Here is a 12997-nt window from a genome sequence, read left to right as displayed (position 1 = left end):
CCTCGTCTCGTGATCCCTAGCGGCCCTTGCGGTCCTGGGCGCGCCGCTCGGCCCGGTTCTGCGGGGAGGCCTCGCCGGTGGCCTGCCCGAAGGCGCCGCGCGCGCCGCCCTGTGCGGGTGCGTCGCCGGCCCCCTCGCTCTGCGACTCGGCGACCGCACGACGGAGACGCTGCGTCGCCGCCTGCTGCAGCTGACCGCGCTGGTTCCGCACTTCGGCCTCGCCCGAGTCGCTCGGCGCGGTGTAGCTGAGCTTCTCCTCGGGGGTCGCCTGACGGCCGAGCCCCTTCGCCTCGATGTTCGGCCCGGCGACGCCGCCCTGCTGCGCGACCTCGACCTCGAGGTTGAACAGGAAGCCGACGGTCTCCTCGCGGATCGAGCCCATCATCTGCTGGAACATGGCGTAGCCCTCGCGCTGGTACTCGACCAGCGGGTCGCGCTGCGCCATGGCGCGCAGGCCGATGCCGTCCTTCAGGTAGTCCATCTCGTACAGGTGGTCGCGCCAGCGGCGGTCGATCACCGAGAGCACGACCCGGCGCTCGAGCTCACGCATCGCCGGGCTGCCGAGCTGCTCCTCGCGGCGCTGGTAGGCGAGCTTCGCGTCGGAGAGGATCTCGCGTCGGATGAAGTCGCGGTTGACCCGGCCCTTCTCGCCTGCCTCGGCGACGACCTCGTCGATGGTGATGTCGATCGGGTAGAGCGTCTTCAGCTCGGTCCAGAGCGCGTCGAGGTCCCACTCGTCGGGGTTGCCCTCGGCCGTGTGCTGGTCGAGGACCTCGTCGATGACGTTCTCGAGGAAGGCCTGCGTGCGCTCGTGCAGGTCGTCGCCCTCGAGGATGTGCCGGCGGTCGGAGTAGATCGCCTCGCGCTGCCGGTTCAGGACGTCGTCATACTTCAGCACGTTCTTGCGGATCTCGGCGTTGCGGGCCTCGACCTGCGACTGCGCCGAGCGGATGGCCCGGGAGACGACCTTCGACTCGATGGCCACGTCGTCGGGCACGCCCCGGGCCATGATGCTCTCGGCCGCGCCGGCGTTGAAGAGCCGCATCAGGTCGTCCGTGAGGGAGAGGTAGAACCGGCTCTCGCCGGGGTCGCCCTGACGCCCCGAACGACCGCGGAGCTGGTTGTCGATGCGTCGCGACTCGTGCCGCTCCGTGCCGAGCACGTAGAGGCCGCCGGCCTGGAGGACCTTCTCGCCCTCGATGTCGACCTCGCGCTTGACCTCGGCGAAGACGTCGTCCCAGGCGGCCTCGTACTCCTCGGGCGTGTCGACGGGCGACAGGCCCTTCTCGTGCATCCGCTGGACCGCGATGAACTCGGCGTTGCCGCCGAGCATGATGTCGGTGCCTCGACCGGCCATGTTCGTGGCGACGGTGACGGCGCCGTGGCGGCCCGCCTGCGCGATGATCGCGGCCTCTCGCGCGTGGTTCTTCGCGTTCAGGACCTCGTGGCGCACGCCCTTCTTCGCGAGCAGGCGCGAGAGGTACTCGCTCTTCTCGACGCTGGTCGTGCCGACGAGGACCGGCTGTCCGTTCTTGTGCCGCTCGACGATGTCCTCGACGACCTGCGCGAACTTCGACTCCTCGTTCTTGTACACGAGGTCGGGCTGGTCGATGCGCTGCATCGGCTTGTTCGTCGGGATCGGCACCACGCCGAGCTTGTAGGTCGACATGAACTCGGCGGCCTCGGTCTCGGCCGTACCGGTCATGCCCGAGAGCTTCGAGTAGAGGCGGAAGTAGTTCTGCAGGGTGACGGTCGCGAGGGTCTGGTTCTCGGCCTTGACCTGCACGCCCTCCTTCGCCTCGATCGCCTGGTGGATGCCCTCGTTGTAGCGACGACCGACGAGGATGCGGCCGGTGTGCTCGTCGACGATGAGCACCTCGCCGTTCATCACGACGTAGTCCTTGTCCTTCTTGAACAGGGCCCTCGCCTTGATCGAGTTGTTCAGGAAGGAGATGAGCGGCGTGTTCGCCGACTCGTAGAGGTTGTCGATGCCGAGGTAGTCCTCGACCTTCTCGATGCCGGGCTCGAGCACGCCGACGGTGCGCTTCTTCTCGTCGACCTCGAAGTCCTCGCCGGGGACGAGGCGCTCCGCGAGGCGGGCGAACTCGGTGAACCAGCGGTTCGCCTCGCCCGAGGCCGGGCCCGAGATGATGAGCGGCGTGCGCGCCTCGTCGATGAGGATCGAGTCGACCTCGTCGACGATGGCGAAGTAGTGCCCGCGCTGCACCATGTCGGACGCCTGCCACGCCATGTTGTCGCGCAGGTAGTCGAAGCCGAACTCGTTGTTCGTGCCGTAGGTGATGTCGGCGGCGTACTGCTCGCGGCGCTGCTGCGGCGTCTGGCCGGAGAGGATGCATCCGGTCGTCATGCCGAGGGCGCGGAAGACGCGTCCCATGAGCTCCGACTGGTACGACGCGAGGAAGTCGTTCACCGTGATGATGTGCACCCCGCGGCTGGTGAGCGCGTTGAGGTACGCCGCGGTCGTCGCCACCAGCGTCTTGCCCTCACCGGTCTTCATCTCGGCGATGTTGCCGAGGTGCAGCGCGGCGCCGCCCATGAGCTGCACATCGAAGTGGCGGAGGCCCAGCGTGCGCCGGGACGCCTCGCGCACGGCGGCGAACGCCTCGGGCAGCAGGTCGTCGAGCGACTCGCCGTTCGAGTAGCGCTCGCGCAGCTCGACCGTCTCGTGCTTCAGTTCCTCGTCGCTGAGGTCCTTGAAGTCGTCCTCCAGGGCGTTGATCGCCTTCGCGTAGTTCTCGAGACGCTTGAGGGTACGGCCCTCGCCGACGCGCAGGACCTTTTCCAGAATCGAAGCCACGAAATGCTCTCCCAGTGTCGTCGGCCGCACCCGCTCGGGTGGAGGGCGCGCCCGCTGCCGCCTGTGCAGACGGTCATCATAGCCATGCTAGTGGGCAGCGAGCTGGACACGAGCCGGATGCGCGCCGGGCGCGACCGGTGCGTCCGCCGGCCCAGATCGCAGCCCCAGGTGCAGACTGCGGGGCATCCGGCCGGCGACCGGATGCCCCGCGCGATCGTGCGGCTAGGAGGCGACCGCCTCGCGACCCTTGGTGACCGGGTCGTCGATGGCGGCGCCGGCCTGCTCGTCGATGCCGATCACTCCGTAGTCCCAGCCCTTGCGCCGGTAGACGACGCTCGGCCGGCCCGACTCGGAGTCGACGAAGAGGTAGAAGTCGTGCCCGACGAGTTCCATGAAGTAGAGGGCCTCGTCGACGGTCATCGGTGCGGACGCGAACACCTTCCGGCGGATGACGACCGGGGTGTACACCTCGTCCTCGCCGTGCTCGTCCTGCTCCTCGACGACCGGGATGCTGCCGGTGCGGACCCGTTCGAGCACTTCGGCGCCCGCGGCCTGCACGCCGACCCCGGCGAACCCGGCGTCCGCAGCCTCGCGCAGCGAGGTGTGCCGGTGGGCGCCGCCGCGGTGCACCTTCTTGCGGTCCTTCGCCCGCCTGATCCGTTCGAGCAATCGCCCGAGCGCCACGTCGAACGCGGCGTACTTGTCGCTGCCGTCCGCCTCCGCCCGGACGACGGGGCCGCGGCCGACGAGCGTGAGCTCGACGCGGTCGGGGCCCGGGTTCCCGTTCTTCTCGCTGTGGCGCACGAGCTTCACATCGAGCGCGATCGCCCGCTCGGCGAGGTGCGAGACCTTCTCGGCCTTCTCAGTGACGTAGGCACGGAATCGATCGGTGACCCCAAGGTTGCGTCCGACGATGTTCAGTTCCATTACGGCCTCCATCTCCCGGCGTGTCACCCGGTTCTGAAGGGTGGTTGGACCACGCCTGTGCTGCCACCGTAGCCCGCTTCGGGCCGCTTGTCACGGAGAGTTCGCCGAAGATCTCCTGCGATGTTCATCGGTGGCGGCGCGGGGTCTCGGCGAGCACGGCGAAGCCCGCGACCCGCCCCCCCGGCGGACTCGATCGCCGCCGCGGCGGCCGCGAGCGTGGAGCCGGTGGTGAGCACGTCGTCGACGAGCAGCAGGGTCCGCCCCGCCGCTCCCCGCGCGCGGAGCCAGCCGGTGGAGTTGCGTCGTCGCGCCTCGGCGTCGAGCCCGGCCTGGTCGAGGTGGGCGGCGACGGGCCGCAGTACGCGGGCGGACCGCAGCCCGAGCTGCGCGAGCAGGCGTTCGACGGGCCGGTAGCCGCGCGCCCGCAGCGCCGCGGGCGTCGACGGGATCGTGCAGAGCTCGATCCCGTCCGACCCTCCCGGCGCGGCGATCGCCAGCAGCGCGGCGGTGATCGCCGCACCGAGCGCGGGCGCGAGTGCCGCGGCCGTGTCGGTGCGGCCGGCGTCCTTGAACGCGCCGAGCACGGGCCGGACCACCCCGCCGAAGGAGAGCCCCGCCCAGGCGGCGAGCGCCGCGTCGCCCGTCTCGCGGACGACGAGCCGCGGGGCGGGGGCGAGCTCGCGCAGGCACCTCGCGCAGACGGATCGGTCGAACGCCCCGCACCCGGCGCAGGAGACCGGCAGCGCGAGCGCGACGGCCTCGGCGAAGGCGGCGCCGACCCGTGATCGATCCATGCCTCGAGGATCCCAGCGAGCCATCCGCCCGTACGCCGCACCCCCCGTTCCCGGGGGGAAGTGCCATCGTGCGAGAGCTGGGGAGGACGACTCCGCCTCGGCCCGCGAGCTGGGTGCCGAGGGAAACGGCTCAGCCCGCGAGCTGGGTGCCGAGGAAGCGCACGCCGCTCGCCCGGACCTGCCACCCGACGCCGCTCACCGTCTCCAGCTCGCCGTCCCTCGTGAGCACGCGGTACTCCCTCGGACTGGCCGCCGCGTCGAGCTGGATACCGCCGGCGGGGCCGTCGCGGCGCGTCGCGAGGCCGCCGAGCACCTGGCTCACGATGCCGCTGCCGCCCTCCGTGGCGGTGAGCGACGCCACCGTCGTCTGGTCGAGCCAGCTGACGTCCTCCGCGTCGCCCGTCTCCCCCGCGAGCACCAGTTGCGCGGTCCCGAGCGACTGCGGGACGCCGTCGCCGGTGCGCGCGACCGCCACCGCGACGAAGCTGCTCGTCGCGCCGTCGTCGAGCAGGGCGATGAGCCTCGTGCCGTCGGGCGCCAGCTCGAGCGCCGCGATGCCGCTCGACGCCCACGGCGGGGTGATCGCCACGGCGCTGCCGTCGGGCCCGGTCACGCGGATCTCCCGCGGCGAGCCGGCCGGCACGGTCCAGATGTACCCCTGGCCGTCGATCGCCGGCGCGATCAGCCCGGCGCGGTCGTCCACGCGGACGGGCTGGGCCTCGAAGTCGACCCGGTACACGTCCCCCTCGACGGAGCGCACCGCCGCCGCCTGGGCGTCGGGCGCGAGCGCCGCGGCGGTCGGCAGCAGGGAGGCGATCTGATCGGAGAGGCCGGGGATCGGCTCGATCTCGCCACCGCCCGCCGCGAGCCGGCCGAAGCTCGTCCCGTCGTAGACGACCGCCCGGGTGTCGGCGACGGGGTCGGTGATGGCGGTGAAGGCGAGGGGGCCGGTCTGCACCGTGCCGTCGAGGGAGAGCTGGACGTCGTCGACGTTCGGCACCGAGGCGAGGCTCTCGCGCAGTTGGAAGCGCATCCGCTGCGCCGCCAGCTCGTCGTCCACCGGCACGCCTTCGAGGGAGACGTCAGCCACGCCCCCGTCGATCGGCACCGCGTCCGGGTCGAGGCGGACGCCCTCCGGGAACGCGGACACCACCCCGGCGTCGAGCCAGTCCGCCGGCCCCGCGAGGAGCGCGCGGACGATGCTCGTCTGCACCGACTCGCGACCGGCGAACCAGCGCACGTCGGGGACGGCGAAGCGGAAGTCGACGTCGTAGAAGTAGAGGGTGTGGGTGCGGTAGACCCGCGAGAAGTTCGACTCGTCCATCAGCACGCCGGCCGGGGCCTCGCTGATCCGCCACTCCGCGCCGACCTTCACGAAGCGGTAGTCGAGCTGGATCGGCGCCTGCGACTGCGCCGCCTGGTACTGCCCGTTGGCGGCGAGCTCGGCCGCGGGCACGGCGTCGATCTGCAGGCGGGTGTCGTCGACGCGGACCGTGTCGCGGTCGGCGAAGCGATCGATCGTCGCCCCCTCGCCCGGCTGCCACTGGTCGGCGAACTGCGGGGCGAGGTACTGCCTGGCCACGGCGTAGTTGCTCCGCGGACTCGTCGCGGCGTTGATGAAGCCGCGGAGGATCTCCTCCTGGCTGGCGCCCTCGGTCGGCGACGGCGCCTGCAGGTCGAGCTCGAGCGTCTCCTCCCCCGTTCCCGGGCTGCCGGCGTTCACCCCGCCGGAGCTCGGCAGGGAGGCGCAGCTCGCGAGCAGCAGCGCGGCGAGCGCCGCCGCGGCGAGCGCGAGACTCTTACGCATCGGGCACCCCCAGGCTCTTCGTGTCCGTGGTCACCGTGTTCGGCGCGCCGGGCCCGACCGCTTCCGGGTCGACCGGTGCGAGCGGGAGCGGCGACTCGCCGAACTCCCCGCCCGCCTTCCTCGGGATGGTGAGCCGGAAGACGGTCCCCACGCCCGGGCGCGACCAGAGGTCGAGCGCCCCGCCGTGGGCGACCGCGTCCTCGAGCGAGATCGCGAGCCCGAGCCCGGTGCCGCCGATGGTCCTGGTGCGACTCGGGTCCGCTCGCCAGAAGCGGTCGAAGACGTGCGCCTGCTCCTCCTCGCTCATGCCGAGCCCGTAGTCGCGGACGCTCAGCGCCACCGCCTGCTCGTTCGAGTCGACCGCGATCACGATCGGTCTGCCCTCGCCGTGCTCGATCGCGTTGCCGAGGAGGTTCCGGACGATGCGGCGGATCCGCCGGGGGTCGACCTGCGCGTCGAGGTGGCCGCCGGGAGCATCGAGCCGCAGCTCACTGCCCCGCTCCTGCGCGAGTTCGTGCATCGACTCGATCGCATCGCCGGCGAGATGCACGAGGTTCGTGGGCTCCGTCGCGAGCTCGACGGAGCCGGCGTCGTAGCGGCTGATCTCCAGCAGGTCGGCGAGGAGCTGCTCGAATCGGTCGGTCTGGGTGTGCAGGAGTTCGACGGTCCTCGCGGTCGGGCCGGGGAAGTCGTCGCGCTGCCCGTAGAGCACGTCTCCGGCGAGCCGGATCGTCGTGAGCGGCGTACGCAGCTCGTGCGAGACGTCCGAGACGAAGCGCTGCTGCACGACGGAGAGCTCGGCGAGTTCCCGGATGCGCGCCTGCAGGCTGTCGGCCATGCCGTTGAACGAGGCGGCGAGGGTGGCGAGCTCGTCCTCGCCCTTCTCCGGCATCCGCACGCCGAGGTCGCCCGCGGCGAGCCGCCGACTCGTCATCGCCGCGGTACGGATCGGCTCGATGACCCAGCGGACGACGAGGAGCGTGACGACCGCGAGGAGCGCGAGGAGCGCGATCGCCCCGACGACGCCGGTGGCCTGCATCTGGTCGAGGGTCTGCTGGGCGTCGGCGAAGTCGTAGCCGATGTACAGCTCGTACCGGCCGGCGCCCGGCACCTGCAGATCGGAGCCGACGACCACCCCGGGGTCCGTGCCGCCCGCGCCGTCGTCGAGGGCCACGGACTGCCAGAACTGGCCGCCCGGGTTCTCCTGCACCCGCTCGCGCAGTTCGTCGGTCAACACGGCTTCGAGGCCGGGGGCGATGCTGCCGAGCGGGGCGATCGTCGACGGGTCCTGCTCGGGCGCCCGGTAGACGCCGATGAGCGAGCTCCCCGAGCTCGACTGCACGATCTTCACCGTCGAGTCCATGAGGGACTGCATGGCGGCCTGGTCGGACGCGTCCGAGGGATTGAGGATGCGCTGCGCGGCGGCCGTGGCGTTGTTCGATGAGCCGAGCACCTGGTCGAGCTGCGTCTGGAACAGGTTCGAGGCCACGCTGAAGCTGATGTACAGCCCGATGACGAGGATCGCGAGGCCGGACAGCGCGAGGGTGATCAGCACGGTGCGGAACTGCAGCGAGTGGCGCCAGAGTGACGCCAGCCGCCGCGGGATGCCTCGCCAGCGGCCGATCCGCAGCGTCGCCGGCGCCGCCTCGGCCGAGCTCATGGCCTAGGTGGTGGCGCCGGCGCGGTAGCCCACGCCGCGCACGGTCATGACGATGCGGGGATTGTCGGGGTCGTGCTCGACCTTCGCGCGGAGGCGCTGCACGTGGACGTTGACGAGCCGGGTGTCGGCCTTGTAGTGGTAGCCCCAGACCTGCTCGAGCAGCATCTCCCGCGTGAACACCTGCTGCGGCTTCGCGGCCAGGGTGTGCAGCAGGTCGAACTCGAGGGGCGTCAGATTGATGCGCTCGTCGCCGCGCCGCACCTCGTGCCCGGCGACGTCGATGACGAGGTCGCCGACGCCGAGCGTCTCGGGCGCCTGCTCGGGCGCCGGGCGCAGTCGGGTGCGGATCCGCGCGATGAGCTCCTTCGGGTTGAAGGGCTTCACGATGTAGTCGTCGGCGCCGGACTCCAGCCCGCGCACCACGTCGGCCGTGTCGCTCTTGGCGGTGAGCATGATGATCGGCGTGCCTGACTCGGCCCGGATGCGGCCGCAGACCTCGATGCCGTCCATTCCCGGGAGCATGAGATCGAGGAGGACGAGGTCGGGTCGCGCCTCGCGGAACGCCTCGACGGCCTGCGCGCCGTCGCTGCAGAAGATCGGCTCGAAGCCCTCCGAACGCAGCACGATGCCGATCATCTCGGCGAGGGCCGTGTCGTCGTCGACGACCAGGATGCGTTGGGACATCGATTCACATCTCCGCTCGGGCCGGGGCTTCTGCGACGTGGCCGGTCGTCCCAGCGTAGCCGTTCGGCGGCGGCGGGGGCGGGATCCGGGTGCTCGCGCCCCCGCCTGTGCACGGCGGCGACGCGTTCCGTTCCGGATGTGAAAGCATGGGAAGACCGCCGGAAGGAGCCCGTTCGTGACCGATCCGCAGTGGCAGCCGCCCGCAGAGGGCGCGTGGCCGCCGCCGGCGAACGGCGGCCCGGTCCCCGGTCCCTGGTCAGCCCCCGGCGCGCCGCAGTGGGCGAACGGCTCCCAGCAGGCCTACGGCGCCACGCCCCCGCCCGGATACGGCGCGCCCCAGCCGGGATGGACGCCGCCGCCGAAGCCGGGCCTCCTGCCGCTCCGACCGCTCGGCTTCGGCACGCTGATGTGGGCGCCGTTCCGCACGCTCCGGCGCAATCCGGGGCCGGTGCTGGGCAGCGGGCTGATCGTGCAGCTCGTCGTCGCGCTGACCACCGTCGGCGCCTTCGTCCCGTTCTTCTTCGCGATGACCGCGCGGCTCGGCTCCGCGAGCGTCGCCGACCAGGACGCGATCACCGCGGGGGCGGTCGGAGGCTTCCTGCTGCTGATGCTGATCCCCATGGCGCTGTCCATCGTGGGCAGCGCGTTCTTGCAGGGCATCATGGTCGTCGAGGTGGCGAGCAGCACGCTCGGCGAGCGGCTCCGCTTCGGCGAGCTGTGGCGGCGCACCGCCCGACGCATCTGGCCCCTCGTCGGCTGGACCCTGCTCGTCGCGATCGCCGTCGTCGTCGCGATCCTCGCCGTCGTGCTGCTCGGCGTCCTCGTGGGCGTCGGCTTCGCCTCGGTCACTTCGGGCGGAGTCGGCGGCATCGTCGCGACCGTCCTCATCGTCGGCGTGGTCGCGCTCGGCGTCGTCGCGCTCGGCGTCTGGCTCGCCGTGAAGCTGTCCCTCGTCCCGAGCGTCATCGTCATGGAGCACGTCGGCGTCGGCCGCGCGATCGCCCGCTCGTGGCAGCTCACGAACGGGTATTTCTGGCGCACGTTCGGCGTCGAGGCGCTCGTCGCCGTCATCCTGTACTTCGCCGCCCAGCTCGTGACGACGCCGGTCACGCTCATCGGCGGCATCATCGCCGGCCTCATCGATCCGACCGGCACGGGCAGCGGGGCGGGCGCGATCATCGCCGTCTACGCGATCTCGATGGTGCTCTCGCTCGTCATCGGCGCGGTCACGGCCGTCGTCCAGTCCGCCGTCGTCGCCGTCGTCTACCTCGACCTCCGCATGCGCAAAGAGGGGCTCGACCTCGTCCTGCAGCGGCACGTCGAGCTCCGCGAGGCCGGCTCCCCGGTCGGCGACCCGTTCGTGCCGTCCGCGGCACCGCTCGCGAGCTCGCCGGGCTGGGCCTGAACCGCCGTGCGCATCGAGATCCCGGTCGACCCGGATGCCGAGGAGGCCCGGCGCTGGCTCATCGACGAGCTCGCGAAGCCCGAGTACCGTGCGGCCGAGCCGAGCTGGTTCGACCGGCTGATGCAGCGCATCGGCGAGTGGCTGGGCGAGCTCTTCTCGGGGGCCGGCGGGGTGCCGCAGCCCTTCGTCATCGGGATCGTGGTCCTCATCGTGGTCGCCCTCGTCGTCATCGGGCTGCTGGTGTTCGGCGTGCCCAGGCTCCGACGACGGCGCGCCGCGCAGGTCCCGTTGTTCGAGGACGGCGACGTCCGCGGGCTCGACGAGCTCCGCAGGGCCGCCGCGCTCGCCGCGCAGCGCGGCGACTGGCCCCTCGCCATCGAGGAGCGGTTCCGGGCGCTCGCCCGCGGCCTCACCGAACGCGAGCTCGTGCGCGTCCATCCCGGCACGACGGCGCACGCGATCGCCGCGGCGGCGACGACACCGTTCCCCGAGCACGCCGCCGGGCTGCAGCAGGCCGCGCGGGCGTTCGACGAGGTCCGCTACCTGGGCCGCAGCGGCGGCGCAGCCGAGTACGAGCAACTGACCGCGCTCGAGACCGTCATCGCGACGACCCCGCCCGTCGACGCGGTCGCGCACGGACCGGCGGTGCCGGTGTGAGCGGCCCGAGCGTGCCCGAGGCCGTTGCGCCGGCGACCCCAACGGACACCGGCGCCCGGGCGGCGACCTCGCTCACGCCGACCCTGCGCGGCGGCCTGCACCGCGCCCGCACCTGGATCGCCATCGCGGCCGTCGCGGTGCTGGGCGCCGTCGTGCTGCTCGTGCTCCAGGGCCGGGTCAGCGGCGGTGGCACCCCGCTCGGCGCCGACAATCCCGGCCCGGCCGGGGCGAAGGCCGTCGTCGAGGTGCTCCGCGCGCAGGGCGTCGAGGTCGGCGAGGTCTCCACCTTCGACGCTGCGCGAAGCGCTGCCCGCGACGGGGCGACCGTCGTGGTCGCCGATGTGGCGGGCTTCCTCGAACCCGAACGGCTCGCCGAGCTCGCGGGCTCGGCCGATCGCCTCGTGGTCATCGCCCCCGACTTCGCCTCGCTCGACGCGCTCGCCGACGGCGTCCGGCTCGCTGGTTCGGCGAGCGGACCGCTCGAGCGAGCCGGCTGCGCCCTTCCGGCGGCCGAGCGGGCCGGGACCCTCTCCGATGGGCAGCGTCTGCTCCGAATCGACGACGAGGCCCGGGCCGCGGGCTGGCAGGGCTGCTTCCCCGACGGCGAGTTCGGCGTCGCTCTCGCCGAGGGGCCGAGCGACGGCGGACGGATCACGGTGGTCGCGGCCCCGACCGCGTTCGCGAACGACACGATCGACGAGGCCGGCAACGCGGCGCTCGCACTCGGGCTCCTCGGCGAGACGGCGGAGCTCACCTGGTACGTGCCGGGCCTCGAGGACGTGGATGCCGCCTCCGCCCCGACGCTCGGCGAGCTCACCCCGGGTTGGGTGACGCCCGTCATCCTGCTCACCATCGCGCTCGTCGTCGCGGCGGCGGTGTGGCGCGGCCGCCGTTTCGGACCGCTCGTCGCGGAGGACCTGCTCGTCGACGTCCCCGTCGCCGAGACCCGCGAGGGCCGCGCGCGCCTCTACGAACGCAGCTCGGTCCGCACCCACGCGCTCGACCAGCTGCGGATCGGCGCGCTCGGCCGCCTGCTCGGCCTGCTGAAGCTGCCCCGCTCCGCCGATGCCCGTGAGATCGCCGTCTCCGCCGCGCTCGCGACCGGACGGGCCCCCCACGCCACCGAGCGGCTGCTCGTCGACGAGGAGCCGGCCGACGACCGGCGGCTCGTCGAGCTCGCCGCCGCGATCCACGAGCTCGAGGCCGAGGTGCGGCGCACCCTGCGACCCGACGCGGACCCCACGCAGACCACCGAACGACCAGGAAGGCCCTCATGACCGACCCCATCCAGACGGATGCCGAGCTGCGCGACGCCCTGAACCGGGTGCGTGCCGAAGTGGGCAAGGCCGTCGTCGGCCAGGACGGCGCGATCACCGGCCTCATCATCGCCCTGCTCGCCGACGGCCACGTCCTGCTCGAGGGCGTTCCCGGCGTCGCGAAGACCCTGCTCGTGCGCACCCTGAGCCGCACGCTGCGACTCGAGACGCGCCGGCTGCAGTTCACTCCCGACCTGATGCCCGGCGACGTCACCGGCTCCCTCGCCTACGACCCTCGATCGGGCGAGTTCGCGTTCCGCGAGGGCCCGATCTTCACGAACCTGCTCCTCGCCGACGAGATCAACCGCACCCCGCCGAAGACCCAGTCGGCGCTGCTCGAGGCGATGGAGGAGCGGCAGGTCTCCGCGGACGGCGTCACCCGCCCGCTCCCGGACCCGTTCCTCGTGGCCGCGACGCAGAACCCCATCGAGTACGAGGGCACCTATTCCCTGCCCGAGGCGCAGCTCGACCGCTTCCTCATGAAGCTCGTCCTCGAGGTGCCCGAGCGCGACGCCGAGTTCGCGATGCTCCGCCGTCACGCCGACGGCTTCTCCCCGCACGACCTCGAGGCGGCCGGGGTCCAGCCCGTGCTCTCGGCGGGCGAGCTCTCGGCCGCGCGCGCCGCGGCCGGCCGGGTGGGCGCCTCCGACGACGTCCTCGCGTACCTCGTCGATCTGGCCCGGGCGACTCGGCGCGCGCCGTCGCTCCGCCTCGGGGTCAGCCCGCGGGCGGCGACCGGCCTGCTGGCCGCGGCGAAGGCCTGGGCCTGGTTGACCGGCTACGAGCGCCTGACGCCCGACCACGTGCAGGCCATGCTGCTGCCGGTCTGGCGTCACCGCGTCCAGCTGCGGCCGGAGGCCGAGCTGGAGGGCGTCGCCGTCGATCAGGTGCTCCGCGGCATCGTCCAGCAGGTCAGGGTCCCGCTCTGA

General features: G+C 72.5%; 10 protein-coding genes. 4 read left to right on the top strand and 6 right to left on the bottom strand.

The features are described 5' to 3' along the window. Positions 1-16 precede the first annotated feature (16 nt). The 6 genes from secA to mtrA all read right to left on the bottom strand — a co-directional run bounded on the left by secA (position 17) and on the right by mtrA (position 8690). Positions 17-2818 (bottom strand): preprotein translocase subunit SecA, encoded by a 2802-nt coding sequence (gene secA, locus IEY71_RS15705; protein ID WP_189086314.1) that lies wholly within the window; start codon positions 2816-2818, stop codon positions 17-19. 222 nt (positions 2819-3040) lie between these two features. Next, a complete protein-coding gene (gene hpf, locus IEY71_RS15700) occupies positions 3041-3745 on the bottom strand; it encodes a ribosome hibernation-promoting factor, HPF/YfiA family (protein WP_189086313.1) in 705 nt (234 codons plus the stop codon). A gap of 23 nt (positions 3746-3768) precedes the next feature. Next, a complete protein-coding gene (locus tag IEY71_RS15695) occupies positions 3769-4539 on the bottom strand; it encodes a ComF family protein (RefSeq protein WP_189086312.1) in 771 nt (256 codons plus the stop codon). A 130-nt stretch (positions 4540-4669) separates the two neighbouring features. Further along, positions 4670-6346 (bottom strand): LpqB family beta-propeller domain-containing protein, encoded by a 1677-nt coding sequence (locus tag IEY71_RS15690; protein ID WP_189086311.1) that lies wholly within the window; start codon positions 6344-6346, stop codon positions 4670-4672. Further along, on the bottom strand, positions 6339-8006 hold the full coding sequence (gene mtrB, locus IEY71_RS15685; RefSeq protein WP_189086310.1) for an MtrAB system histidine kinase MtrB: 1668 nt from the start codon (positions 8004-8006) through the stop codon (positions 6339-6341). The genes IEY71_RS15690 and mtrB overlap by 8 nt, the downstream gene beginning before the upstream one ends. Positions 8007-8009: 3 nt before the next feature. Next, positions 8010-8690 (bottom strand): MtrAB system response regulator MtrA, encoded by a 681-nt coding sequence (gene mtrA, locus IEY71_RS15680; RefSeq protein ID WP_189086309.1) that lies wholly within the window; start codon positions 8688-8690, stop codon positions 8010-8012. A gap of 175 nt (positions 8691-8865) precedes the next feature. On the opposite strand from mtrA, the gene IEY71_RS15675 reads away from it, so the two are divergent. From IEY71_RS15675 to IEY71_RS15660, 4 genes are read left to right on the top strand one after another with little or no spacing between them, the layout of a single operon-like run. Further along, positions 8866-10095 carry a DUF7847 domain-containing protein gene (locus IEY71_RS15675; RefSeq protein WP_189086308.1) on the top strand — a complete coding sequence of 410 codons (1230 nt, stop codon included), beginning with the start codon at positions 8866-8868 and terminating at the stop codon, positions 10093-10095. Positions 10096-10101: 6 nt separating this feature from the next. Then, positions 10102-10752: a DUF4129 domain-containing protein gene (locus tag IEY71_RS15670; protein WP_189086307.1), complete on the top strand. Its 651-nt coding sequence runs from the start codon at positions 10102-10104 to the stop codon at positions 10750-10752. Between the two features lie 11 nt (positions 10753-10763). Next, complete coding sequence (locus IEY71_RS15665) at positions 10764-12029, top strand: DUF4350 domain-containing protein (protein ID WP_189086306.1); 1266 nt, start codon at positions 10764-10766, stop codon at positions 12027-12029. Beyond that, positions 12026-12997 (top strand): AAA family ATPase, encoded by a 972-nt coding sequence (locus IEY71_RS15660; RefSeq protein WP_189086305.1) that lies wholly within the window; start codon positions 12026-12028, stop codon positions 12995-12997. The genes IEY71_RS15665 and IEY71_RS15660 overlap by 4 nt, the downstream gene beginning before the upstream one ends.

It is taken from the genome of Agromyces mediolanus, from assembly GCF_014648575.1.
Classification (GTDB): domain Bacteria; phylum Actinomycetota; class Actinomycetes; order Actinomycetales; family Microbacteriaceae; genus Agromyces; species Agromyces mediolanus.
Note: the sequence above shows the minus strand (reverse complement) of the source record. Positions and strands in the feature narration are given on the sequence as shown.

What these genes read in the sequence shown, in the direction of transcription:
- mtrB (WP_189086310.1), bottom strand. Translation starts at nt 8,006, where the DNA reads ATGAGCTCGGCCGAGGCGGCGCCGGCGACGCTGCGGATCGGCCGCTGG.
- mtrA (WP_189086309.1), bottom strand. Translation starts at nt 8,690, where the DNA reads ATGTCCCAACGCATCCTGGTCGTCGACGACGACACGGCCCTCGCCGAG.
- IEY71_RS15695 (WP_189086312.1), bottom strand. Translation starts at nt 4,539, where the DNA reads ATGGATCGATCACGGGTCGGCGCCGCCTTCGCCGAGGCCGTCGCGCTC.
- hpf (WP_189086313.1), bottom strand. Translation starts at nt 3,745, where the DNA reads ATGGAACTGAACATCGTCGGACGCAACCTTGGGGTCACCGATCGATTC.
- IEY71_RS15690 (WP_189086311.1), bottom strand. Translation starts at nt 6,346, where the DNA reads ATGCGTAAGAGTCTCGCGCTCGCCGCGGCGGCGCTCGCCGCGCTGCTG.
- IEY71_RS15660 (WP_189086305.1), top strand. Translation starts at nt 12,026, where the DNA reads ATGACCGACCCCATCCAGACGGATGCCGAGCTGCGCGACGCCCTGAAC.